The organism is Mycolicibacterium fluoranthenivorans, from assembly GCF_011758805.1.
GTDB lineage: Bacteria > Actinomycetota > Actinomycetes > Mycobacteriales > Mycobacteriaceae > Mycobacterium > Mycobacterium fluoranthenivorans.
On sequence record NZ_JAANOW010000001.1, the window covers coordinates 3,602,611 to 3,626,034 of the forward strand.

Below are 23,424 nucleotides of genomic sequence, written 5' to 3' on the forward strand. Positions count from 1 at the left end.
AAGGTTCGAAGAATCCGGTGCCAGCATTCGACGCATGAACTCACCTCGATCGGGCTTCCACCGCGCCACCGCGGCGTCGTGGGCATTGGTGGGTCTCGGTGTCGCCGGGGTCGCCGGGGCTTCGTCCCTGGCTTACGCGGATACCTTCACACCTGCGGCGGAAGCCCCCATCGAGGTCGCGGTTCCCGTCGCTCCCGAGGACGTCGGGCCCCCGACTGGCCCGGATCTCCCTGCGGCGCCCGACATCGTGACCACACCGGTCGACCCGACACCGGCGCCCGTCGCAGTCCCGACGGAGCCCACCCCGACTCAGATACCGACGCCGGTCACCACCGACGCGCCGGTCCCGCAGTACACCCCGCAACAGACCTACGAACAGGCACCCGCGTACGACACCCGACAAACACGAGTTCCCGCGCCCACCAAGACCGCCCCGCCGACCACGCGGCACGTGAAACCGCCGACGACGGTGAATTCCCCGAACTACTCACCCCATGTCACGATCTCGCGCGGCTCATGACCATCACGCAGCAGCGACACCTCGAGTCCGCCTGTGCCACCGCCGAAGTGCACTGGCGGCGGTGGACAGTGGACATGCAGGTCATCGTCACGGACCCAGGCTGCCTTGCCGAGGCACGCCTGACCGTCGATACCGAACTCGACGCCGTCGAAGCTGCCGCCTCCAGGTTTCGAGCCGACTCCGAAATCAGTGCGCTGGCAGCCTCATCGGGGCAGCCGACGGAGGTCAGCGAGTTGCTCGCGGAGATGCTGGGAGCCGCCCTGCAGGCAGCACGGCACACCGACGGGGATGTCGACCCGACCATCGGCGCCGCAGTGATCGCGCTCGGCGATGACCGCGATGACATCGCGCTCGATTCGCCGGTACCGCTGGCAACGTCGGTCACGCGGCCGGCGACATGGTCGATGGTCCACATCGACCATCGCACGGTCACGGTGCCCGCGGGCGTCGTGCTCGATCTCGGCGCCACGGCCAAGGCCCTGGCCGCGGATCGCTGCGCCGCGCGGGTCCACGCTGCCACCGGCTCCGGCGTGCTGATCAACCTCGGCGGCGACATCGCCACCGCAGGATCGGCACCCGAAGGCGGTTGGCCGGTGCTGGTTCACGACGGCGATGACGAGCCGGCGTCGTTGGTGGCCCTGTGTTCGGGTGCAGCCATGGCCACCTCGAGTACGGTGCGCCGCACATGGCGCCGCGGTGGGCAGCGGCTGCATCACATCCTGGACCCGCGGACCGGCGCGTCCGCGGATCCGGTGTGGCGAACGGTCACCGTGACCGCCGCCAGCTGTCTGGCCGCCAATACCGTCAGCACGGCCGCGATCATCCGCGGCCGACGCGCACCGGACTGGATTCGCCACCAGAGCATTGCCGCACGGCTGGTGGACTGCGACGGGATCGTGCACACCCTCGGCGGGTGGCCTGATGACGCTATGTGCAGGCCCCGATGACCAGCGAAGCGCTGTGGGCGCTGGGCCGCGGCACCGGGATCACCGCGCTCGGTTTCCTCACCATCTCGGTGACGTTGGGCATCGCCACCCGCTCCGGCCGTCCGTTGCTGACGCTGCCGCGGTTCGCCGTCGCCGATGTCCACCGCTTCGCCGCACTGGCGGGGACCCTGCTGGTGACCCTGCACCTCGCCCTGCTCTTCGCCGACCCCTACGCCCAGCTGCGCCTCGTCGACTTCATCGTGCCGTTCCTCGGCGCATACCGCCCGTTGTGGCAGGGGCTGGGGACGCTGGCCTTCGACCTGCTCCTCGTCGTGATCGTCACGAGTTTGTTGCGGCATCGACTGGGCCTCAAGGTCTTTCGCATCGTGCACTGGGTCGCCTATGCGCTGTGGCCGGTCGCCCTGGCCCACGGTCTCGGCAACGGAACCGACGCGGGACGTCCCTGGTTCTTGGTGTTCGCCGGATGCTGCGTGTTGGCGGTGGCCGGCGCGCTGGCTTGGCGGCTGCACTCCAACTACACCGAATACGCCGGCGCACGCCTCCCAGGTCGCCCATGACGACCACGCGCCTGCTCACCGGCCACGGACCCGGACTGGCCGTACACCGGCAACGCCATGGCGAACTTCCCGCGCCGACCGCCGCGTCGCTGGCCGACTGCCTGACCGACGCAGGCCTGACCGGCCGCGGCGGCGCGGGCTTTCCCACCGGGCGCAAGATCGCCGCTGTCACCGGCCGTAAACCGGTAGTCATCGGCAACGGCGCCGAAGGTGAGCCACTGAGCGCGAAGGACGCCACCCTGCTGACCCGCGCGCCACACCTCGTGCTCGACGGGTTGAGTGTCGCTGCGACGGCGGTCGCCGCGGACTCGGTGGTGATCTACGTTCCCCGGCGCGCGATCGCGGCCGTTCGGGTCGCCGTCGCGGAGCGGGCCGAGGCGCACCTCGATCGTCGACGGATCACCGTGGTCGAAGCTCCCGACCGGTTCGTCGCGGGGGAGGAATCGGCGGTCGTCAGCCGCATCGAGGGCGGCCCCGCATCCCCCCGCGACCGGACGGTGCTGACCACGACCTCGGGGGTTCGGCGGCGGCCCACATTGGTCAACAATGTCGAAACCCTCGCCCATATCGGGCTCGTCGCCCGCTACGGTCCGGCCTGGTTTCGCGCTGTCGGTGACAGCCTGGAGCCGGGCACCATGCTCGTCACCCTGTCGGGCTCACTCGCGCAGCCGGGCGTGGTGGAGGTACCCACCGGATCTCGGCTGACCGACGTGCTGACGACGTCCGGGCGCACCGACCTTCGCATAGTGCGCGCCGTCCTGGTGGGCGGGTATCACGGCAGCTGGATTCCGGTCGGTGCGCTGACCGCACAGCTGTCGCGCGCCGGCCTTGCCGCACTCGGCGCGACGCCAGGCGCAGGCGTCGTCCACGTGCTCGGGCGTCACGAGTGCGGCCTTGAGCGCACCGCCGCCATTGCGTCCTACCTGGCCGGCCAGAGTGCGCGCCAGTGCGGTCCGTGCCTCAACGGCCTGCCGCGCCTGGCGCAGCTGCTCGACCAACTGGCGTTCGGAGCGGTCGACGACGCCTTGGTCGACGAACTCCAACGGACCGTGCGTCTGGTCGACGGCCGCGGTTCGTGCCGTCACCCGGACGGGACTGCCCGCATGGTGCGCACCGCGCTCACGGTGTTCGCTGGCGACATCGCCCAGCACCGCCGCGGTCGCTGCGAAGCGCTGCCGGCCCACGCGGACCGCCACGTGCGAGCGATATCGTGACGGCATCGTCGGCGCGCTTGCACATCGACTGGACCCGCTGCGACGGGCGTGGACTCTGCACCGAACTGCTCCCCCGTCTGCTGGACCGCGACGACTGGGGTTATCCCCTGGCTCGCGACGGCGCGCGCGAACCCTCGGTGCCCGCGCGGACGCTGGCCGATGCACGCCGCGCGGTCAGCCGGTGCCCACGGCTGGCCCTGACGCTGATCACCGAGTGAACACCCCCGACACATGACCAAAGGCCCTAGTCGCCAAGGGGATCACCACCGAAGCTGAGAGGGTGTCCCCGAGGGAAGAGTCATGACCAGTCACCACCTCAATGCACTGGAGGCCGGGTTCCTGCAGGCCGAGGATGCCGACGGCCACACCAGTCTGGCCCTGGGTGCGGTCGCGCTCCTGAGCGGGCCGGCGCCCAGCCACGATCACCTGTTGACGGTGCTGGCGGAGCGCGCCGCCCGAGTCCCCCGCTGTCATGAGGTACTGCGCGAAACGCAGATGGACCTCGTGGCACCGCGCTGGGTCGAAGACGAGGGGTTCGACATCGCCCACCACGTCCGCCGCGTCGCGGTGACGGCACCGGGCGACGACGCCGCGTTGTTCGCCGTCGTCGCGCAGGTGATGGAGCGGCGCCTGGACCGCTCGCGACCGTTGTGGGAATGCTGGGTGATCGATGGGCTGGCCGGTGACCGATGGGCGATGCTGATCAAGATCCACCACTGCGTTGCCGACGGTGTCGCCGCAACGGCGATGTTGGAGGAGCTGTGCGACGACTGGGCGCGCACCGCGCCTGCCGCCGACACTTCCGAGCCGACGACCAAGCCTTCGGGTAACTGGACCATGAACCCGGTCGGATGGATGCAGTCAGCGTGGCGGATGTCGGCGCGCGCGCCGCGGGCCGCGCTCCGCGTCGCGAGCGGCGCCACCGAGCTGGCGACAGCACTTCTGGAGGTGTCGCCCAAATCCTTCACCGGGCCGTTGAGCGATCTGCGGACCTATAGCGCAGCCAAAGTGCAGCTCGACGACGTGCGCATGATCGGTGAGCGGCTCGGTGTCACGGTGAACGACGTGGCGCTTGCGGCGATCACAGACAGCTTCCGCTCGGCGATGCTGCGGCGTGGCCTCACCCCGAGGGCTCATTCACTGCGCACCGCCGTGCCGGTGTCGCTGAGATCGGCCGACGCCCTGCACATTCCCGACAACCGGATCGCGGTGACGTTGCCGCAGTTACCCGTCGAACACGCCGACCCGCTGCGGCGACTGCAAGCGGTCCACGACCGCATGATGTCGGCCAAATCCGGGGGTCAGGTGAGTGTGGGCGCACTGGCCGTCGCAGCGGCGGGGCTACTACCCTATGCCGTCACGGCACCGGTGGTGCGGTTGCTGACCCGACTGCCACAACGCGGAGTGATCACCGTCGCCACGAACGTGCCCGGCCCGCGTCGTCGGCTGCACATCGCGGGGTGCGAGGTGCTCACGCTGCTGCCGGTGCCTCCGATCGCCATGCACCTTCGCACCGCGATCGCGATCCTGAGCTACTGCGATGAATTGGTATTCGGGGTGATCGGCGATGCCGACAGCCCGCTCAGCCCGGAGGAACTGGCCCGCGGCATCGAAGCCGGAGTGGCCCATCTGGCCACCATCGCTGCAGCTGCGCGACATTCGCGACGGGTGGGCAACCTCCTCCTGTTGGCCGGATAGTCCGCAACTCCGAATGATTGGAGATGACCATGTATTTCGACCACGATATGGGCTGGTGGGGTTACGCCGGGATGGGCATCGGCATGGTGGTCTTCTCGGCTGCCATTCTGTTCGGAATCATCGTCGCGGTGATATACGCAGTCCGGGACCGTTCCGCGATCGCCCCACCGCCGCCCCCGACCGCAACGGAGATCCTCGCCGCCAGATTTGCCCGCGGCGAGATCGACGAAGCGGAATACGGGCACCGGATGGCCCTGCTCCGCAGCTCGGCCCAGCACTGAGAGCGGCCCAGCACTGACAGAGTGTGTGGGTCCTCGACGAGGATCACACCCGCGAGCCCTTCAGAGGGCCGACACGCTGCCCTCGAGGCTGCGGGCGAGATCGGACAGGGCACGCGTCACCGCCACCTGACTGCCCGATCCACCAGGTCCCTGCTCGCTGGGCGCCAGCCGGGCGAGCCCGGCACCCACCCATTCTCTCCCTTGGAAATTCAGCTTTGCTTTCGCGACGGTCTGGTCCTCACGATCGTCAATGGAGATCGTGACCAACCAACCGTCCTCGACCGGATCGAGCCGATCAGCACGCTCTTCGACGCTCATGGGGACCTCCTCAAGATGCGGGACTGTCTTCATCCCAGCGCCACGCCGTCACCCTCCGGTAGGGCCCGAAGTCACACGCACCCCGGACTTTCGTCAACCGCAGGTCACCCGGGGCGGCCGCGGAAGGGGGACTTATGGCCCTGGTACCGGAGTGGGCCGAGTCCGTAACGTCGCAACCATGTTGCCAGACACCAAACCCGTAACCATCCTGTCCGAGAGCGAGTGCTGGCGGCTGCTCAGCACCGTGTCGCTCGGCCGACTCGTCACCACCGCAGACGGGGAACCGGCCATCTTTCCGGTGAATTTCGTCGTGCAACACCGGACGATACTGTTCCGCACCGCCGAGGGGACGAAACTGGCCGGCACGGCGATCAACAAGCAGGTGCTGTTCGAGGCCGACGGACATACCCTCAGCGAGGGTTGGAGTGTCATCATGAAGGGCGATGCTCGGACCCCGCACACCGACGACGATATCCACGATGCGGAGCATGCCGGCCTGCATCCGTGGACAGCCACCCCGAAACCTCACTTCGTCCGGATCCGGCCGCTGCGGATCACCGGTCGACGATTCACCTTCGGTCCTGAATCCGCTTTCTAGCCTACAGATTCGGCGCCTCCATGCCTGAGCCTGAGGTCGCTGGCGCCATAGTCGTCGCCGTCGACGACTCGCCAGAGAACGTGGCCGCAGTGCGCTGGGCCGCAGAAGAGGCCCTCCTGCACGACCGCCCACTGGTACTCGTGCATGCGGTCACACCGGATATCGTCGACACCGACGAACCCGTTCTTCGCGCTCGGTTCGACCATTGGCGGATGCACTGCGCCCGAATGCTTCTCGCGAAAACCAAAGCGGACCTGGTCGAGCACACCCGGCTGGACGCCGACGTCATATCATCGGCACCGTACTTGGACAATCCGGTGAAGGCGCTGACCCGACTATCCGATGGCGCATGGATGATCGTACTGGGCAGCCGTTTTCGCGGGTCCTTGGGCGGTCGGCGGATCGGCTCGACGAGCGCGGCCCTGTGCTATCGGGCCCGGTGCCCTATCGCGGTGATTCACCGGCACGAGCAGATACCGGCGCAACGACCGGTCCTCGTCGGAGTCGACGGTTCAGCCGCGTCCACGCATGCGGTGGCCCTGGCGTTCGACGAAGCCGCGCGGCGGCGCGTCGGCCTGGTGGCGGTGCACGCATGGAGCGACGAAAATGTCCTGCAACTGCTGGGATCGGACTGGGAAGACTACCGCGGCCACGCCGAAGGGGCGCTGCGCCGGGCAGTGGCGGACTGGCGAGCACGTTATCCGGATGTCGAGGTGATCGAGAAGGTGTACTGCGATCGACCGGCCCACTGGCTCATCGAGGAATCTGAGCACGCCGGTCTGGTGGTCGTGGGCAGTCACGGGCGCGGCGCCTTCTCGACCCAGATCAACGGGTCCGTTGCCACCGCAGTGGCCGAAGGCGCTGCCGTACCGGTGATCATCACCCGCGGGGCGTGACATGGCCGAAGTACAGCCGGTTCCGACGGACCAGCGGCCCGACATCCCACGAATCGTCCCGCTGTTCGACGGAAGAGCAACGGTCACCTTGCGCCGACTCACTCCCGCCGACTTCGACGGGGTCGTCGAACTCGCCGACGAACTCAGCGAGGATGAAAAGTACCTGCGCTTCTTCACCGCCCGCCCGGCGTTCATCCCGCAATGGGCCGCCTCGCTCACCGAACCTGCCGACGATGTCGTCGCACTCGGGGCCTTCGACCACGGCGAGCTGGTCGGTGTGGCGAACTACACCCGCTCCGAGGTGCCCGACCACGCTGAGGTGGCCGTCGTCGTCGCGCGATACCAGCACGATCGCGGGGTGGGTACGGCATTGCTCGGAGAGCTCGTCCGACTCGCCAAGCGTGACGGTTTCCGGCACCTCGTGGCCGACGTCCTCGCGGAGAACCACCGTGTGCGGCGCGTCATCGCAGACTCCCACCTGCCGGTGACCTTGCACCGCGATGGATCCATTCTCGATGTGGACGTCGACCTAAACGGGATCCCGCAGGACGAGTAACGAACAATTCGTGCCGCGCAGGATCGCCGCGGCGACGGGGCCGATGAGCTGGGTGACCACTTCGGAGTCCGCCGCCGACGCAATGACCAGCTGGTCGATATCGGCGCTCTGGGCAAGGAGATTGGTGATGTCGCCGGGCCGTGGGAGTACCGCGATCTGCATATCGGCGTGGTCTCGCTCCCGATCACTGACCAGCGACTCCAGCCTTGCGCCGACATTCTCCGAACGCTCCGACTCGGCAGGCCACGGGGTGAGCGCAAGAATCGATGCGTCGCGCAACGTCGCCTCGTCGATCGCCCTTTTCAAAACGGCCTGTGGATCCGGCTGGTCGTCGAGAACGGCGACGATCCAACGATGCGGCCCGACGCGCTCACGGGCATGCCGACGGTGCACGATTGCCACCGTGGACTGCGCGGCCTTCGCCAGCCGCGCTGCGGTCGAGCCCCGCCGGCCCGGACCGGAATCGTGGGTGCCCTTCCAACCGACGCACACCAGATCCGCCGAACGGGACACTTCGGCCAACACGTCCACCGGATCGCCCTGCAGAATGTCCGTCTCTATCTTGATCTGCAGTCCACTGGCATTCAGGGCTTCGCTGACGGCCTGCAGTGTGCGGCCCGCGTGGGCGACCACGCTGTCCTCGTCGTGATCGTGCGCGTCGACGACGTGGACCAATCGCAGCGGGACATCCCGGTTGACAGCTTCATCTGCAGCCCAAAAGGCGGCTCCCAGGGCTGCTTTGGAGCCGTCGATACCGACGACAATGGGCTTCGATACCGACGTGGACATGGTGTGCTTTCCTCTGAACGGATGATGTCACGATACGTCTCACGGTAAGCGTGGGCGAAGCGATCAGCTATGGGCTTTGGTCCTCAACCTCGGTACGTCAGTCCTTGTCACCAGGCGGCCATGATGACTGAAGCGTGCGGCGCGGCGGTGGATGCGCGTGTCCGCGCCGCGCGTGCGGGCTGGCGGTACACCGACGGGGTCGCGGTAGAACACCGATTTGGTGACCTCGACCAGCACCAGGTAGGCGACGGCCATACCCGCAAGTGCGGCGAAGTACTGCCAGGGCAACGGCGCGAACCCCATGCTGCGGGCAGGACCCCAGAAGCTGATGGCGATACCCACGGCGATCACGGCCACGGTCGCCAGGGTCAGCAGACCACCGGGCCGGCTGCGGGTGAAGGGAATTCGGCGCGTGCGTATGGCGAAGATGATGAGTGTCTGGGTCGCCAGCGACTCCACGAACCACCCGGTGCGAAACTCCGGTGGAGCGGCATGCAGCACGCCGAGCATCAGGCCGAAGGTCAAGAAGTCGAACAGGGAACTGACCGGACCGAAGGTGAGCATGAACCGCCTGATGAAAGCGATGTTCCAATGTGAAGGAGCACGCAGCTGTTCGGGGTCGACCCGGTCGGTGGGGATGGCCAACTGGGAACTGTCGTACAGCAGGTTGTTCAGCAGGATCTGACTGGGCAGCATCGGCAGGAACGGCAGGATCGAGGAGGCGGCGGCCGCACTGAACATGTTGCCGAAATTGCTCGAGGTGCCCATCAAGACGTACTTGATGGTGTTGGCGAAGATGCGTCGACCTTCTGCGACGCCGGCGGCGAGCACACCAAGGTCCTTCTCCATCAGCACCACGTCCGCCGCGTCTTTGGCGACATCACTGGCAGTATCGACGGATATCCCGACATCGGCGGCATGAAGTGCCAGCGCATCGTTGACCCCGTCGCCCAGGAACCCCACCGCCCGTCCGACGCGGCGGGCCTCGGTGATCAACGCCGCCTTCTGTTCGGGTGAGATCCTGGCAAAGATGGTGTGGTTCTGGACGGCACTCGCGTAGTCCTCAGGACCGAGGGCCGCCAGTTCGGCTCCCGTGATGGTCCCTCTTGTCGGCAAACCCAGCTCGGCGCACACTTTCTCGGCAACGCGCGGGTTGTCTCCGGTGGCGACCTTGACCTCGATCCCCAGCTCTGCCAAAGCGTGCAGGGATTGCGCTGCAGCGGGTTTCGGCTCGTCGGCGAAACACAGAAATCCGTCCAAGGTCAGGTCTGCCTCGTCGGCCGCCTCGATCTCGGTCAGGTCAGGGGCTGGTCGGCTCGCCACTGCCACGACACGTCGCCCCTCGTCGAAGAGCGCGTTCAACGTCGCCTGGGCACCGTCTGGCACCGTGACGCAATGCGCGAGGATCTGCTCGGGGGCACCCTTGGTCACGAGTCGGCGCTGTCCCCGGTCGTCGACCAAGGCGGATGTCGCTCGCCGGGCATGATCGAACGGGAGTACCGCCACGCACCGCGCGCCGTCGATGCTCACGGTGCCGGCGGCCGCGGTGAGGGCGGCGTCCAGCGGATTGGCACTCTGCCCGCCCGCGGTCTCCAGGTCGCTGGCCAGCAGTCCGAGCCTGAGGACCGCGTCGCTGTGGGTACCGGTGGCGTCGACGGCATCGATGTAGGTGATCTGGCCGTTGGTGAGCGTCCCGGTCTTGTCCGTGATCAGCACATCGATATCGCCGAGGTCCTCGATGCAGACCAGACGTTTGACGAGGACATGTTGGCGGGCCAACCGTCGTGAACCGGTCGCCAGGCTGGTACTGACCACCGCGGGCAGCAATTGCGGGGTGATGCCGACGGCGATCGCCAACGCGAACAACGCTGCGTCGATCAGGGGGCGTCCGAGCATCACGTTGATCCCCAGGATGAAGGCGGTCAGGATCAGCGCCACCCACAGCAGGAGATAGGAGAACTTTCGCAGGCCCCGCTGAAAGTCGGTCTCGGGCTGGCGTTCACCCAGTCCGACAGCAAGCCTGCCGAACTGAGCGCGCTCGCCGGTGGCATAGACGATGCCCACAGCGTCGCCCGCGGTGACGACGGTGCCCATGAACGCCAAGTTGGAACAGTCGGGCAGGCTGCGCGCATCGTCGACGGACAGCGCAGTTTTCTGGGCCGGTGTCGATTCTCCGGACAGGATGCTCTCGTTGCACTCCAGTCCATGGACCGTCACCAGACGGATATCGGCGGGCACCACCTCCCCCAGCGTCAACCGGACCACATCGCCCACCACCAGATGGGTGACACTGTCTTTGGTGAACTGACCGTCCCGACACACCAAGGCGAAATGGTGGACCTGCGAATGCAATTGCGCGGTGGCACGCTCGGCGCGGTATTCGTTGACGAAACTCAACCCGATGCTGGCGATCAAGATGACCCCGATGATCAGTGCCTGGGTGTGATCACCGAGGAAGAACGCCATGACCGCGGTGGCGGCCAGGAGCAGCAGCAGGGCGCTGCGCAACTGGCGCATCAGCACGGCCCACGCGCTGACCCGGTGGGTGCGTACGGCGTTGGGGCCGTCGCGGTCCAGCCGCAGCCGGGCTTCTTCCGACGTCAGACCGGTGGTCATACTGCCGAGTGTGGTGAATGCGTCCTCGGCGGGCACCGCGGCGGCCCACTCCCTGGTGAGCTGGTCCGGCGCCATCACAGGTCGGCGGGCCTCGGCCGGCAGACCGCCACCGGAACCGGCGAGTGGTGCAGCATATTGAGACTGGTGGATCCCAGCACGGTGGCAGCCAGCGGATTGCGGCCCCGGCTACCCACCACGACGAGTTGAGCCTCCCCCAGCCGCTGCAGGAGTGCGCGGCGGGGTTTGGCGGCATCCACGAAAAGACTGACCTCGGTGTCGGGGTACTTGTGGCGGTAGGGCTCCACCGCATTGACGAGTTCCTCGCGTTGACGTGTCTCCAGGGCGTCCCAATCGATCAAGAACGGGATGGACACCTCCCCGGGTGGGGTGCGCATCGACCAGGAGTGCACCGCCCACACCGGAGCGCCCAGCGCACCGGCTAGTTCGAAGGCCAGATCGACGGCGCCATCGCTGGAGCCGTCCACCCCGACCACAATCGGTTGTGCTGTCGGGCTGAGCAATTCGCCACGCCACGCCACCACCGGGCACTCGGCGTGGGCGGTGAGGTGGAGCGTGAGTGAACCCACGAGCAGAGCGACCGAGGGCGACAGCTCGTCGCACCCGAGCACCAGCATCCGCGCGTGCCGACTCAGCTCTTGCATGGCTGTGTCGACGGTTTCGGTGAGCGCCTCGGTGGTGATCTCCAGATCAGGATGGCTCTCCCGAACCGCACTGGAAACCGCGTCGAGGATGGGATGTGCAGCCTCCCTTTGCTCGTCGATATAGGCCGCCTGGAACGCGGCCATGGCGTCGGTGAGGTTGTGCGCGGAGTACGGCATGGCGTGCACGATGTGCAGCCGCGCTCCCAGCCGCACCGCGAGCGCGCCTGCCCAGCGCGCCGCGTGCCGTGCCGAGATCGTCCCGTCGACACCCACCACGATGGGCCGTGCCGAATCAACCATGGTCCGTCCCTTCCTCCTCGGTGCCGGGGCCTTGATAGACGAGGCCTTTCATGTGCGGAATCCTTCCGGATGAGTCGATGCAGCGTTGCGTTTCACGGCGGTCAGATGGCGACGCAGCACACCTCCCGCGCTTCCGCGATGTTCGCCTGCAGCGACCGGCTGGTATCGACGCGGTGGGCACCGACCCACTCCTCTGGGTCGGGCGTCAGCGGGGCAGCCATCTCCGCGGTGGCATCGGAGGACGTCGCACCACGTGTCGCGATACGCGCCTTGGCATCGTCAAGGGTTGTGGTGCAGACGAATTCGAGTACCGGTGCGGAACAGCCCGCGGCCACTTCATGGGCCAGGGTGCGGTGTCGCCGGTCTCGCCAGGTGCCGTCCAGGATGACGGTGTGCCCTCCGGCCAGGAACTCCTGTGCTCGCCGGAGCACATCGGCATAGACCGTGTCGACGTTGGCGGGGTCATACAGTCCGGCGTGCAAGGTACCGGCGGTTCCACCGATCCGGCCGCTCCGTAGCAGCTCGCGGCGGACATCGTCGGTCGACACCACACGGGCGCCGATTTCCCGGGCGAGGGACTGCGCCAGTGTCGATTTCCCGGTGCCCGGTCCCCCGCCGATGATGATGAGCCGGACGGCACCTGCGCTGAGATGCGCCAGCGCGATGGCGAGATGCCTGAGCGCGTCCGCGCGTGCCTCGGAGCGCCCCTGTCGCACGCAGATGCAATCCACCTTGGCGCGCACGACCGCGCGGTAGGCGGTGTAGAAGTGCTTGAGTCCGGGCGGCGCCTGATCATCGGCCAATCGGCAGTACTGGTCCAGGAAGTGATCGCCGAGATCCTTGTGGCCCAGGAACTCCAGGTCCATCGCCAGAAACGCGGCGTCGTCGACGCCGTCGACATACCTCAGCTGGTCGTCGAACTCGAGGCAGTCCAGCAGCGCCGGTCCCTCCGGTAGGCAGAACACATCGGAGCTCTGCAGGTCACCGTGACCGTCGACGATCCGACGCTCCTCGATCCGGCGGGCGAACAGGGCAGGCCTTCTCGACATGAACTCGGTCGCGAGCTGCTCGACCGCTGCCACGGTATCGGCCGGCAGGATGTCTGCGGTGTAGCGGTGCAACTCGGTGAGATTCTCCTGCCACCGCGCGGCGACCGCCTCCGGGGTCGCCGACAGGTCGATGACGTCGCCGCGCTCTGCTCGACGATGGAACCCGGCCAATACCTCGGCGATCCGGTCCAGGTGACCCGTGACGGGGAGGCCCGCAGCGATCATCGTGGCGAGCCGCCGTGAATCGGGGTGGCGCCGCATCACGATGACCGGTTCGGCATGACCTTCCTGCGGACCGGTCAGGTGCGCGACCCCCAGATAGCTCGATGGCGCCAACCGCCGGTTCAACGCGACCTCGCGCTGACACACCTGCTCTCGCGCCTGCGGTGTGCTGAAGTCGAGGAAATCGGTGACCACCGGCTTCTTCGCCTTGTAGGCACGGTCACCCACCAGCACGACGATCCCGGTATGCGTCTCGTGGACCGCAGGGCTGATCACCGCGGAATCGGCGGGCGCGCCGGGTACTTCGTCCATGGCAAGAATCGTCGCCGCCGGCACACCTGGGCGGAAGCGGTCGACCGTCCCCTGCACGACGCCAATGGTCCTCATTCACCAGAGCACAAAGACTCTGTTCGGAGCCGTGCTGCTGCCAGGGCGAAATCCTGGGACCAATGGCCCTTCTGCGCAACGTGACGTTGAGCGATGGTCAAGGGGTCTTCACACCATGCCGAAGGGACTCCGAACATGCAGCGGACCAAAGTGGCCACCAGCGTCCTCAAGGACGCGGTGCAATCGGCGTGCCGAGCTCCGTCGATCCACAACAGCCAGCCATGGCGCTGGATCGCCGATTCCGGTGCGCTCGAACTGCACCTGGACGCGAGCCGCCTGGTGCGGACCGATTCCTCTGGTCGGCAGGCGCTGATCAGTTGCGGAGCGGTCCTCGATCACCTGCGCGTCACGATGGCGGCTGCGGGGTGGACGGCGAATGTGGACCGCTATCCGAACCCGAACAACCACCACCATCTGGCGACGATCCATTTCACCCCCTTGGACTACGTCACCGACGGCCACCGCCGCCGCGCACAGGCGATTCGGCTGCGCAGAACGGACCGTTTGCCCTTCGCCGCACCCGTGGAGTGGAGTTCCTTCGAACCGGAACTGCTCCGGGTCGTCGGCGATACCGCGATCGTCGACGTGCTCGACGACGACGATCGTCCGGCCCTCGTCAAAGCCGCGGCCCTGACCGAGGACGCACGACTGTACGACTCTGTCTATCATGCGGAATTGGATTGGTGGACCTCGTCATTCGACCCCACCGTGGGGATTCCGCACAGCGCATTGACCACGGCCGCGGAGACCGACCGGGTCGCCCTCGGACGTCGGTTTCCCGTCACCCACCATCAGGAGCAGCGCGACGAAGTGCCCGAAGACCATTCCCGGATCGTCGTGCTGTCCACCTACGACGACACCCACCTGGATCTGCTCGGCTGCGGCGAGGCACTGTCTGCGGCGCTCCTGTCGGCAACGATGATCGGGCTGGCCACGTGCACGCTGACCCACCTCACCGAGGTGGCGGCCGCCGCCACGACGGTCCGTTCACTGACAGGTCACGAGTTCCCTCAAGTGCTGATCAGGATGGGCCGAACTCCGGCCGGCGAGCCTGTGCCCCCACCGACTCCGCGACGGCCGCTCGCCGAAGTCCTGACCATCAACGATTGAGCTCGTACTCATATGAGAGGAAAACCCATGAGTCACAAGCATTCCAAGAAGCATCTCGATCACCTGACCGTGAAGATCACCGTCGACGAGGTCGACAACGGCACCAATGCCACCGCGAGATTGACCTGGGAGGATGGGGAGTTGATCGGGAAGGGCCGCACGACACTCGACCCGGATGACCACTTCCCCGAACAGGTCGGGGAGAACCTCGCCATCGCCCGGGCATTGTCGGATATCGCAGAAAAACTCTACGCCGCCACCGCCTCGGATATCGAGTCGGTGACCGGTGAGCGCGTATCGGTCCGCTGATCGGTGCGGAGACAACCACCATGAGCACACGATGGCCGTCACGACCGGTGGTCGTCGGAGTGGACGGATCGCATGCGGCGGTAGCAGCAGCCCTCTGGGCAGTCAATGAGGCGCTGCGACACGACGTTCCGCTTCGTCTGATGTGCGTCGTCGACGGTGACGACGATACCGACTCTGCTGCCCATGATCTGGCGAGCGCCGAGATCGCGGTACGCGAGTGCATCGTGGCAGTCGAGGCGGGCCGGACACCGGTCAAGATCGAAACGGAGATCCGGCAGGGCGACCCGACCGAGGTGCTCATCGAGGCTTCCACCTCGGCACTCATGTTGTGCGTCGGGGCGACCGGCCAGGAGCACACGCCCGGAGTGGCCCTGGGCGCCCGGATCGGCGAATTGACCAGCGCGGCGCACTGTCCGGTTGCCGTCATCCGCCCCGACAGCGCCGCACTCGACGCATCAGCAGTGGTCGCCGAGATCGATGACTCGTGCGATATCGCCGCAGTTCTGGAACACGGGGTCGCGGAAGCGCGGGGCAGGCACGCCACCCTGTCCATCGTGGCGACCTGGCAGCCGCGATTCACCGACATTCACGACACCCAGGCCCGGGCGGCCGGCAACCGTCGCACCCGTGCCGGGCTCGAGCGCAAACTTGACTGGCTACGGCGTAAACACCCCGATCTGACCATCAAGATGGCTGCAGCGCAGGGCAGTACGACCACTTACCTGCGCCGGCACGCCGCATCGGTTGATCTGCTCGTCGTGGGCCGCACCCGGCGCGGTGGTCTGTGCGACCTGATCGGGTCGCCTGGGCATGCTGCCCTGATCGACACCATGTGTTCGGTTCTGGTCTGTCCACCCCGGGCGGCATGGTGACCACCACCCGCCCTACTCCCTCCCCCACCCGCCCGGCGGCCGTCACGGTCGGCGCCATGGGGCATGACTTATCCCGGGCAGAGCTCGATGACGCAGAAGTGGTGCGCGTCTTCCTCGTCGACGACCACGAACTGGTGCGGCGCGGGCTCATCGACTTGCTCGGCGCCGATCCGGAACTTCGGGTCGTCGGCGAGGCAGGTTCGGTGGCAGAGGCGCTGGCGTCGATTCCCGCGCTACAGCCCGACGTGGCCGTGCTCGACGTGCGCCTGCCGGATGGCAACGGTATCGAACTGTGCCGAGACCTGCTGTCCCGACAGCCCGGTTTGAGTTGCCTGATGCTGACATCGTTCACCTCGGACCAGGCGATGCTGGATGCGATCCTCGCCGGCGCCAGTGGTTACGTCCTCAAGGACATCAAGGGAATGGAACTGGCGCGGGCGATCAAAGAGGTCGGGTCCGGCCGCTCGCTGCTGGACAACCGCGCGACGGGTGCGCTGATGACCAGGTTACGGGGAGCCGCCGGCCAGTCCGATCCCCTGTCCGCCCTCAGCGATCAGGAACGGACTCTGCTGGACCTGCTCGGGGAAGGTCTCAGCAACAAGCAGATCGCCGCCAGGATGTTCCTCGCCGAGAAGACCGTGAAGAACTACGTCTCACGACTGCTCACCAAACTGGGAATGGAACGTCGTACTCAGGCAGCAGTATTCATCTCCACGCTGAAGCGACCGCGGCATCTGGAGCCCTGACGGGAGTTCCGGTGGTCACGGAGTGCCCGGCAGCCGATCCATATCGCGCGCGGTGACACTCTCCAGCCGGTTGGCCAGATCGGCCAACGCACGCGCGGCCGCCAGTTCGTCACCGACTTCCGCGAGACTCCGGTCGCCCGACCGCAACCGGGTGAACCCGACTCCGGCGGTCGTGCGCCCTCGCCAACTCAGTCGGGCCTCGGCTCTGGTGTACCCGCCGTGCCGATCGAAGACCAGTTCCACAGTCCTCGGCATGGATTCGTCATCGCTGCCCGTACGCGGCGTGCCGGCGTCTGGTCGGTTCATGGCCCCATCCGACTACATCGACGCCGCGGTGAGCTAGGGGCGGAAGTCACGACTTCGGTCCGACTTCGGGCCTCGGGGCGATCTCCTTGGTAACGAAGGACCAGTGGCCCTATCTGCGGCTTGCCCACACGAGCATGGTGGGACCATGAAGATCGACGTGACGCGGGTGGCGGCCCTGGCGGTAGTGCTCTACGGGGCGAAGCGCTACTGGCGGAACTGGGGCACCACCAAGGACGAATGTGCGATGAATCTGCCCGGCGATGAACTGTTGCGGGAACCCCTGGTCAAGACCACCGAGGGGGTGTGGATCGACCTGCCCGTCGAGCAGGTGTGGCCCTGGGTGCTACAGCTCGGTCAGGACCGCGGCGGCTGCTACACCTACGACACCGTCGAGAACGCCTGTGGACTCGACCATCACAGCGCTGATCGCATCCATGCCGAATGGCAGGACCTCAGCGCCGGTGACACGGTCCGGTTCGCCCCACCCGGATGGCTCGGACGACGCGACGGCGTCACGCTGCCGGTGGCGAAGGTGATCCCGCAGGAGGCGATCGTGCTGCACGGGTCACCACCGGCCATCCCGTGGGACATCGTCTGGTCCATCCATCTGATGCCGCGATGGGACGATCGCTGCCGGCTGCTCGTGCGCACCCGGGTAGGGCTGCGGCACCCGGCTGAAGTGGTGGCGTTGAGTCTGGCCGGTCCCCTGCACTCCGCCTTGACCAGGAGAATGTTGTTGGGCATCAAGCACCGAGCGGAGCGGCAACGTCATTCCGCCGTGGTCGAGGCATCCTCGTCGTGACCGTTTCACGGCGGACCGTGGTGGCACGAGTCGGCCGAATCCTGCCCTTCCTCCTTCTCGCCACCACGTTGAGCGCCCTCGGCGGCGGCGCCCTGGCATGGTCCCTGGGGGCACAACACAACGCCGAAATGCTCTGGAACGCTGGAACTCTGATCGCTGTGGTGCCCGCCCTCTGGTGGGTGGCCGCCGCCATGAGGGACCGCCGGTTCGGCGCCGATCTCATCGCCGTTCTGGCGCTCGTCGGTGCATTAGCGGTCGGCGAGCACCTTGCCGGAGCGCTGATCGCCGTCATGCTGGCCACCGGCCGGGCGCTGGATTCCGCGGCCGAGCGCCGTGCGACCCGGGACCTGCGCGCATTATCCGATCGCATGCCGCGAGAGGTGCGACGATACGACACCGACGGGGTCGTGACGGTCCCGGTGGACGCAATTCTGCCCGGCGACCGGCTGATCATCGGTCCGGGTGAGGTCGTGCCGGTGGATGGGCTGATCGCCGCAGAGGCCGCGATACTCGACGAATCTGCGCTGACCGGTGAGTCCGTGTACGCCGAGCGGCGGGCCGGTGATGGGGTACGCAGTGGCGCCGTCAACGCGGGTGCCGCAGTGGAGATCGAGGCGACCGCGACCGCGCAGGACAGCACCTACGCCGAGATAGTACGGCTGGCGCAGGAGGCCGCCGCGCAGAGCGCACCGGTGGTACGCCTCGCCGACCGGTTCGCCGTGTGGTTCCTGCCTCTGACGCTTACCGTCTCCGGTGCGGCGTGGCTGCTCAGCGGTTCGGCCGAACGCGCGGTCGCAGTGCTCGTGGTGGCCACCCCCTGTCCGTTGCTCCTGGCCGCGCCGGTGGCGATCGTCTCCGGGCTGTCCCGGGCCGCCCGACTCGGTGTGATCGTCCGCAGCGGTGGCGCACTGGAGAATCTCGGAAAGGCGACCACGCTGGTCCTGGACAAGACCGGCACGATCACCACCGGCCGGCCCGTCGGGACCGATATCGTGACCGCCCCGGGATGGACGCAGACCGAGGTTCTGCGGCTGGCCGCCTCCGCTGACCGGTTCTCTCCTCATGTCCTCGCCCACGCGATCGTCGACGCCGCTCGCGACCGGCAGATAGCCATCAGTGTGCCCGCCGATGCCGTCGAAGTCGCCGGCATCGGCACGTCGGCCACGGTGGACGGGATGCGTGTGAGGGTGGGAAATCATGAAGTTCCGTCCAGCCCGCCGCAGTGGGCCGGTACCGCGCTCACCCGGGCGACATTCGACGGCGCCGTCATCGCGTGGGTATCAGTCGATGACGGATTGATCGGCGCTGTGCTGCTCAGTGATCCGTTGCGAGTGGACGCGCCGCGCACACTGCGCCGGTTGCGCGCCGCCGGCATCAACCGGATGGTCATGCTCACCGGAGACCGGCCGGCTCCCGCCGAGCACATCGCAGCCATGCTCGGGCTCGATCAGGTACGTGCCGACCAGACCCCGGCCGACAAGGTCGCCGGAGTGCAGGCGGAGCGGGAGAAGGCCGTCACCGCGATGGTCGGCGACGGTGTCAACGACGCGCCCGCACTGGCTGCGGCCGATGTCGGTATCGCACTCAGTGGGTACGGGTCGACGGCGAGTTCCGAGACCGCCGATATCGTCCTGGCGACCGGCCGGATCGATCGGTTGGCCGATGCCATGCTGATCGCTCGCCGTTCCCGGCGCCTCGCCGTGCAGAGCGCGACAGTCGGGATGGGTCTGTCTTTGGTGGCGATGGCCTTCGCCGCGGTCGGCCTTCTCCCGCCCACGATCGGCGCTCTTCTGCAGGAGTTGATCGACCTCACCGTCATTCTCAACGCCCTGCGCGCGTTACGGACTCCAGGAGTGGGCACGCCGGCGCTGGTCGCCGACACCGAGGATCTGCTCCGCAGGTTTGCGGCCGAGCACGACCGGATGCGCGGCGAACTCGGAGCTTTCCGCGCAGCCGCACATCAGCTTTGTGACGGCAACGTCGTGGCCGCATTGCCATTGGTGCAACGTGCCGACACCTTCGTGCAGCACGTACTGCTGCCGCACGAGCACGCCGAGGACCACAACTTGTATCCCGCCCTGGCGACACCGCTGGGCAGCCCGGAAGCCACCGCGACGATGAGCCGCATGCACGCCGAGATCGACAGCCTGGCCCGCCGACTGCACACCCACGTCACCGTCGCCGAAGCCAAGGGCGGGATCGGCGATGCGCAACGCGAGGATCTCCTTGCCTGCCTCTACGGCCTCGACGAGCTGCTGGCCGTGCATTTCGTCGCGGAGGAGGAGAACTACTTCAGCTTGTTGCCCGATGCCGCACCTGAGCGAACTGGCGGCAAATGACCTTCTGCCCTAGTCAGCGTGGACGCAAAGCCTGACGATGGGTGGTATCAGCGGCATCCGACGCACACCGAAGGAGCACCCAGATGTCGACGCTTGCAAAGAAATACGGAATTCTGGTCGCCGTCGACGGCTCCCCCGAGTCCGACGCGGCCGTGTCCTGGGCAGCTCATGAAGCCGCCCTGCGCCACACCGAAGTCACGATCATGCACGTCATTGCTCCGATGATCGTCACGTGGCCCATCACCACGGCCCAACTGGAAATCGCCGAATGGCAGAACGGGGCCTCCCAACAGATCCTCGAACAGGCGGAGAAGACCTTTCACGCCAGCGTCACCGAGTCGAATGCCCCGGCTGTGCGCACGGAATCGGTGCCCTCACCGGTGATCTCGACCCTCATCGACAACTCGGAGGAAGCGGCGATGATGGTGGTCGGAATCCGCGGCGCCGGAAAGCACGGGCGGTTGACGATCGGCTCCGTCAGCAACGCACTGCTCCATCATGCACATTGCCCGGTCGTGGTGGTTCATCCCGAGGACCGGACAGACCCGACCGCACCCGTCGTGGTGGGAATCGATGGGTCGCCTGCCTCCGAATCGGCGACCGGACTTGCGTTCGAGGAGGCCTCATTGCGTGGGGTGGATCTGGTGGCCATGCATGCGTGGAGCGATACCGCGGTCTTCCCCGCCATCGAGATGGACTGGTACCTCTATGAGGAGCAGGCGCATGAGACGCTCGCCGAGCGCCTCGCCGGTTGGCAGGAGCGGTATCCGGACGTCAATGTCCACCGCAGACTGCCGTGCGACCGGCCCGCGCATTGGCTGGCCGCCGAGTCGCAGAAAGCGCAGCTCGTGGTCGTCGGTAGCCGCGGGCGCGGCGGCTTCACCGGGATGTTGCTGGGCTCGGTGAGTTCTACTGTGGCACAACAGGCCGATGCACCCGTGATCGTCGTACGGGATTGAGTGTGTGCGGGGCGGTGCCCGAGCCACCATCGGCTGCCGGTCCCACGATGGGGTGCTGTTCGGGCTGTCCGGTGCTTCACCGGATTGGAGACCCGGCGCGACCGATTGGTGATGGGGCCGATGTGCCCAGTAGAACAGGGTAGTTTCACCTGCTCATTGTGGTACCGCGGTCACCGGCCGCATGTTGTGATCAGCGGCCGCACTGCCGAGGTGACCGCCGACCCTACAGGTGCGCCCGCGATCCAGGTCGGATGCCGGGGCCGTGTTCACACCCTGGCGTCGGGACAGACCATCCACGTCATGTGAGCCCGCGACCGCGGTGCGCCGCGCCAGAATGCGCCGGCTGATGTTGAGGGTCAGGGGTATCAGGTGGGTGGTGATCCGCGCACCTGCCACCAACTGCAGGTAGGTGTGCGTCACGACCGACGCGATCTCGTCGCGCCCGCGGTCCGGAAATCTGACGGCCAGCATCGTCGCCGTTCGGTCCAACTCGTCTTGCACCAGCGGCGCCAGCGCCCCGCGGGAGCCGATTGCGTTGAGGTTCATCAGTTGTCGGTCTGATGAGGGGCTCGCCCGCCGTGGCCGCCGACCACCGTGGCCAGTTCACGGTCCCACGCGCTGTGCCGAGACCGGTCGAGCCGGCACCGCACCACCCAGACGAATCCGGCCGCAGCGCCGGCAACGACGAGCCACAGAGACAACGCGATACCAACTGCATCCACCGCCGCCTGACCAACCGGGGTAGGCGCGACGGTGTTCTCCCCGCGCGCATCCACCCAGATATCGCTCTTGTCGCCGAGCGAGGCCGGCGACGGCCACGGCACGAGTCCGGTGTGCTCCGACCCGGCGGCGGTCCAGCGGGCCGGCACGACGTAAGAGAGCTGATTGCGCTGCACCACGGTCTCGGTATCCGTCTGGGCGGTGGCCGAAACGATGTGCCGAGTCACCGCCTGTTCGGCGTACAGGCGGGCGTTCGAGTCGTGTACCGCAGTGCCGACGGCTCCCGCGACGGGTGCCATCAGGACGACCAGTGACAGCGCGAGAAATGTTGTCAGGGCTTCGATTCGGTCGCTGATTCGTACCAGCGGGTTGCGGCTCGTCAACAGAGCACCGCTGCGTCGGCCCAAGCCGATGGGGTAAACTTCCACGTCCCGCTCCTCACGCGGCCGGATTGACTGAGGATTTCAGCTTGCGCCGACCCACCCGGAATTCTTAGGGTCCAAGGTCACTGCCCGGATGGGCGCACGGCCCCAGTGCATCCGCCGGAGGACCAGCCGCCGATACTAAGCGAGCGGGAAACCGTCAAGGTTGCAGGCGACTTCGCTCAGCGGCCGCCGCGGGGTGGCGGGAAGCGGGTCCGCGTTGATAGGCGCCCATCCGATACGCAACAGGACCTGAGGACACTCGCCGATGCCGAACACCTCGGCCTGGAGCTGATCGCGGGTCGCCGGGATTTCGAGGGGTTCGGTGAGAATGCAACTGGCCAGTCCCATCGAGGTGGCCGTCAGGAGGACCTGGCTGGTGGCTTCGCCCGCCCGCAGTCGGGCAATGACGTCGTCGGCGGCGGTGCCGAGCGCGAGCACGACTCCGTGATCGTCCTCGGCATCCGACTCCGGTGCCTGCGCCAGCGCCGGCCCCGCGAAGATCCGCGCCGGCACCGGGGAGTGCTGGTCCGAGGCAGGGACATTACGCGCGGGCACGCCCGCAGTGGCCCCGTAACGGCCACTCCAGGAAGCCAATTCGCCGAGGTACCCGGCATCCTGGCTGTGCGCACGCGCCGCCCGGGCAAGGATCGCCCTGAATTCGTCGTTCGTCTCGACCCGTCGCAGGGTGACACCCATCCGTGCGGCACGCGCGCCCATCATGGCAATGTGTCCGGGTGGGACCGGCCAGGAGCTGTAGTGCCGGCGATCAGTGCGCCGTTGCGGGATCGCCGCGGCAAGGGAGATGTCCATCTCCCCCGGCCGGACCGGATGAAACTCGATCGAGGCCAGGTGATCGGATTCATCAGGGTTGGGTAACCGATGAATCTTGGACTGCCAGCCCAACGCCGCAAGCGCAACAACGCAGTGGTTCAACGCAATTCCGCAGCTGACGAACAGGTCGCGCCGATCCGGGTCGGTATGTTCGAGGTGCAATGACGGGTCGGCGAAGAGATGGACGCTTCGCGGACCCACTCGCCAACGCCAGGGTTGCGAATTGTGCACCGAGGGCGCACGCGTTGCCAAGGACAACGCAGCATGCACCGTTTCGGTGGCGGGAATATGACCGGACATCGGGTAGACCTTTGCTCGTGATGTGCTTCAGCTCAACTATGTGCAACGGTGGACAGCTCCGTCAGAGTCGGAGGTGTGCACTATGAGGGACCTAG

Annotated in this window: 26 protein-coding genes and 1 pseudogene; 18 read left to right on the forward strand and 9 right to left on the reverse strand. The window is 67.0% G+C overall.

Annotation, left to right across the window (positions count from 1 at the left end; translation table 11 throughout):
- Window positions 1–34 precede the first annotated feature (34 nt).
- The 7 genes from FHU31_RS17550 (at window position 35) to FHU31_RS17580 (ending at window position 5,217) form a co-directional block, all read left to right on the forward strand.
- Window positions 35–520: a hypothetical protein gene (locus FHU31_RS17550; RefSeq protein ID WP_167160295.1), complete on the forward strand. Its 486-nt coding sequence runs from the start codon at window positions 35–37 to the stop codon at window positions 518–520.
- Window positions 517–1,467, forward strand: a complete 951-nt coding sequence (locus FHU31_RS17555; protein ID WP_167160297.1) for an FAD:protein FMN transferase — start codon at window positions 517–519, stop codon at window positions 1,465–1,467. The genes FHU31_RS17550 and FHU31_RS17555 overlap by 4 nt, the downstream gene beginning before the upstream one ends.
- Window positions 1,464–2,024, forward strand: a complete 561-nt coding sequence (locus FHU31_RS17560) for a ferric reductase-like transmembrane domain-containing protein (RefSeq protein WP_167160299.1) — start codon at window positions 1,464–1,466, stop codon at window positions 2,022–2,024. Before FHU31_RS17555 ends, FHU31_RS17560 begins: the two co-directional genes overlap by 4 nt.
- Window positions 2,021–3,238 (forward strand): NADH-ubiquinone oxidoreductase-F iron-sulfur binding region domain-containing protein, encoded by a 1,218-nt coding sequence (locus tag FHU31_RS17565; protein ID WP_167160300.1) that lies wholly within the window; start codon window positions 2,021–2,023, stop codon window positions 3,236–3,238. The genes FHU31_RS17560 and FHU31_RS17565 overlap by 4 nt, the downstream gene beginning before the upstream one ends.
- On the forward strand, window positions 3,235–3,456 hold the full coding sequence (locus tag FHU31_RS17570) for a ferredoxin (protein WP_167160302.1): 222 nt from the start codon (window positions 3,235–3,237) through the stop codon (window positions 3,454–3,456). The genes FHU31_RS17565 and FHU31_RS17570 overlap by 4 nt, the downstream gene beginning before the upstream one ends.
- An 82-nt stretch (window positions 3,457–3,538) precedes the next feature.
- Window positions 3,539–4,936, forward strand: coding sequence for a wax ester/triacylglycerol synthase family O-acyltransferase (locus tag FHU31_RS17575; protein ID WP_167160304.1), 1,398 nt, complete (start codon window positions 3,539–3,541; stop codon window positions 4,934–4,936).
- A gap of 23 nt (window positions 4,937–4,959) precedes the next feature.
- Complete coding sequence (locus FHU31_RS17580) at window positions 4,960–5,217, forward strand: SHOCT domain-containing protein (protein WP_167160306.1); 258 nt, start codon at window positions 4,960–4,962, stop codon at window positions 5,215–5,217.
- A 60-nt stretch (window positions 5,218–5,277) separates the two neighbouring features.
- Here the strand turns inward: FHU31_RS17580 and FHU31_RS17585 are convergent, their stop codons facing one another.
- Complete coding sequence (locus FHU31_RS17585) at window positions 5,278–5,535, reverse strand: dsRBD fold-containing protein (protein WP_167160308.1); 258 nt, start codon at window positions 5,533–5,535, stop codon at window positions 5,278–5,280.
- Between the two features lie 178 nt (window positions 5,536–5,713).
- Here FHU31_RS17585 and FHU31_RS17590 point away from each other — a divergent pair, with 178 nt between their 5' ends.
- The 3 genes from FHU31_RS17590 to FHU31_RS17600 are packed head-to-tail and all read left to right on the forward strand — an operon-like array spanning window position 5,714 to window position 7,585.
- A complete protein-coding gene (locus tag FHU31_RS17590) occupies window positions 5,714–6,133 on the forward strand; it encodes a pyridoxamine 5'-phosphate oxidase family protein (RefSeq protein ID WP_167160310.1) in 420 nt (139 codons plus the stop codon).
- A 20-nt stretch (window positions 6,134–6,153) separates the two neighbouring features.
- Window positions 6,154–7,029 carry a universal stress protein gene (locus tag FHU31_RS17595; protein ID WP_167160312.1) on the forward strand — a complete coding sequence of 292 codons (876 nt, stop codon included), beginning with the start codon at window positions 6,154–6,156 and terminating at the stop codon, window positions 7,027–7,029.
- A 1-nt stretch (window position 7,030) separates the two neighbouring features.
- Entirely contained in the window at window positions 7,031–7,585 is a 555-nt protein-coding gene (locus FHU31_RS17600) for a GNAT family N-acetyltransferase (protein ID WP_167160314.1), read from the forward strand.
- Here FHU31_RS17600 and FHU31_RS17605 read toward each other — a convergent pair.
- From FHU31_RS17605 to FHU31_RS17620, 4 genes are all read right to left on the reverse strand, one after another.
- Window positions 7,559–8,374, reverse strand: a complete 816-nt coding sequence (locus FHU31_RS17605) for a universal stress protein (RefSeq protein WP_167160315.1) — start codon at window positions 8,372–8,374, stop codon at window positions 7,559–7,561. The two genes, FHU31_RS17600 and FHU31_RS17605, sit on opposite strands and share 27 nt — an antisense overlap.
- Window positions 8,375–8,437: 63 nt before the next feature.
- Window positions 8,438–11,065 (reverse strand): magnesium-translocating P-type ATPase, encoded by a 2,628-nt coding sequence (mgtA, locus tag FHU31_RS17610; protein WP_167160317.1) that lies wholly within the window; start codon window positions 11,063–11,065, stop codon window positions 8,438–8,440.
- The gene (locus FHU31_RS17615; RefSeq protein ID WP_167160319.1) at window positions 11,065–11,952 is read right to left on the reverse strand and encodes a universal stress protein; all 888 of its coding nucleotides are present in this window, start codon (window positions 11,950–11,952) and stop codon (window positions 11,065–11,067) included. Before FHU31_RS17615 ends, mgtA begins: the two co-directional genes overlap by 1 nt.
- 101 nt (window positions 11,953–12,053) lie before the next feature.
- On the reverse strand, window positions 12,054–13,610 hold the full coding sequence (locus FHU31_RS17620) for a bifunctional aminoglycoside phosphotransferase/ATP-binding protein (RefSeq protein WP_234901209.1): 1,557 nt from the start codon (window positions 13,608–13,610) through the stop codon (window positions 12,054–12,056).
- A gap of 135 nt (window positions 13,611–13,745) precedes the next feature.
- Between FHU31_RS17620 and FHU31_RS17625 the strand changes: the two genes are divergently transcribed.
- The 4 genes from FHU31_RS17625 to FHU31_RS17640 all read left to right on the forward strand — a co-directional run bounded on the left by FHU31_RS17625 (window position 13,746) and on the right by FHU31_RS17640 (window position 16,647).
- Window positions 13,746–14,720, forward strand: coding sequence for an Acg family FMN-binding oxidoreductase (locus FHU31_RS17625; RefSeq protein ID WP_167160321.1), 975 nt, complete (start codon window positions 13,746–13,748; stop codon window positions 14,718–14,720).
- A gap of 27 nt (window positions 14,721–14,747) precedes the next feature.
- On the forward strand, window positions 14,748–15,029 hold the full coding sequence (locus FHU31_RS17630; RefSeq protein ID WP_167160323.1) for a dsRBD fold-containing protein: 282 nt from the start codon (window positions 14,748–14,750) through the stop codon (window positions 15,027–15,029).
- Window positions 15,030–15,049: 20 nt separating this feature from the next.
- Window positions 15,050–15,901: a universal stress protein gene (locus tag FHU31_RS17635; protein WP_167160325.1), complete on the forward strand. Its 852-nt coding sequence runs from the start codon at window positions 15,050–15,052 to the stop codon at window positions 15,899–15,901.
- A 98-nt stretch (window positions 15,902–15,999) separates the two neighbouring features.
- Complete coding sequence (locus FHU31_RS17640; protein WP_167161132.1) at window positions 16,000–16,647, forward strand: response regulator; 648 nt, start codon at window positions 16,000–16,002, stop codon at window positions 16,645–16,647.
- 15 nt (window positions 16,648–16,662) lie between these two features.
- Here the strand turns inward: FHU31_RS17640 and FHU31_RS17645 are convergent, their stop codons facing one another.
- Window positions 16,663–16,953 (reverse strand): dsRBD fold-containing protein, encoded by a 291-nt coding sequence (locus tag FHU31_RS17645; RefSeq protein WP_208410270.1) that lies wholly within the window; start codon window positions 16,951–16,953, stop codon window positions 16,663–16,665.
- Window positions 16,954–17,098: 145 nt separating this feature from the next.
- On the opposite strand from FHU31_RS17645, the gene FHU31_RS17650 reads away from it, so the two are divergent.
- The 4 genes from FHU31_RS17650 (at window position 17,099) to FHU31_RS32195 (ending at window position 21,359) form a co-directional block, all read left to right on the forward strand.
- Window positions 17,099–17,755 (forward strand): SRPBCC family protein, encoded by a 657-nt coding sequence (locus FHU31_RS17650; protein ID WP_167160327.1) that lies wholly within the window; start codon window positions 17,099–17,101, stop codon window positions 17,753–17,755.
- Window positions 17,752–20,094: a heavy metal translocating P-type ATPase gene (locus FHU31_RS17655; protein ID WP_263987837.1), complete on the forward strand. Its 2,343-nt coding sequence runs from the start codon at window positions 17,752–17,754 to the stop codon at window positions 20,092–20,094. Before FHU31_RS17650 ends, FHU31_RS17655 begins: the two co-directional genes overlap by 4 nt.
- Window positions 20,095–20,177: 83 nt before the next feature.
- Window positions 20,178–21,053 carry a universal stress protein gene (locus FHU31_RS17660; protein WP_167160329.1) on the forward strand — a complete coding sequence of 292 codons (876 nt, stop codon included), beginning with the start codon at window positions 20,178–20,180 and terminating at the stop codon, window positions 21,051–21,053.
- A 120-nt stretch (window positions 21,054–21,173) separates the two neighbouring features.
- Window positions 21,174–21,359: a hypothetical protein gene (locus FHU31_RS32195; RefSeq protein WP_167160331.1), complete on the forward strand. Its 186-nt coding sequence runs from the start codon at window positions 21,174–21,176 to the stop codon at window positions 21,357–21,359.
- Window positions 21,360–21,431: 72 nt separating this feature from the next.
- Here FHU31_RS32195 and FHU31_RS32200 read toward each other — a convergent pair.
- From FHU31_RS32200 to FHU31_RS17675, 3 genes and pseudogenes are all read right to left on the reverse strand, one after another.
- A pseudogene (locus FHU31_RS32200) lies at window positions 21,432–21,599 on the reverse strand (hypothetical protein); the annotation flags it as partial.
- Window positions 21,599–22,201, reverse strand: coding sequence for an Rv1733c family protein (locus FHU31_RS17670; protein ID WP_167160333.1), 603 nt, complete (start codon window positions 22,199–22,201; stop codon window positions 21,599–21,601). The gene FHU31_RS17670 and the pseudogene FHU31_RS32200, both read right to left, overlap by 1 nt.
- A 135-nt stretch (window positions 22,202–22,336) precedes the next feature.
- Window positions 22,337–23,329 carry an Acg family FMN-binding oxidoreductase gene (locus FHU31_RS17675; RefSeq protein WP_167160335.1) on the reverse strand — a complete coding sequence of 331 codons (993 nt, stop codon included), beginning with the start codon at window positions 23,327–23,329 and terminating at the stop codon, window positions 22,337–22,339.
- Window positions 23,330–23,424 lie beyond the last annotated feature (95 nt).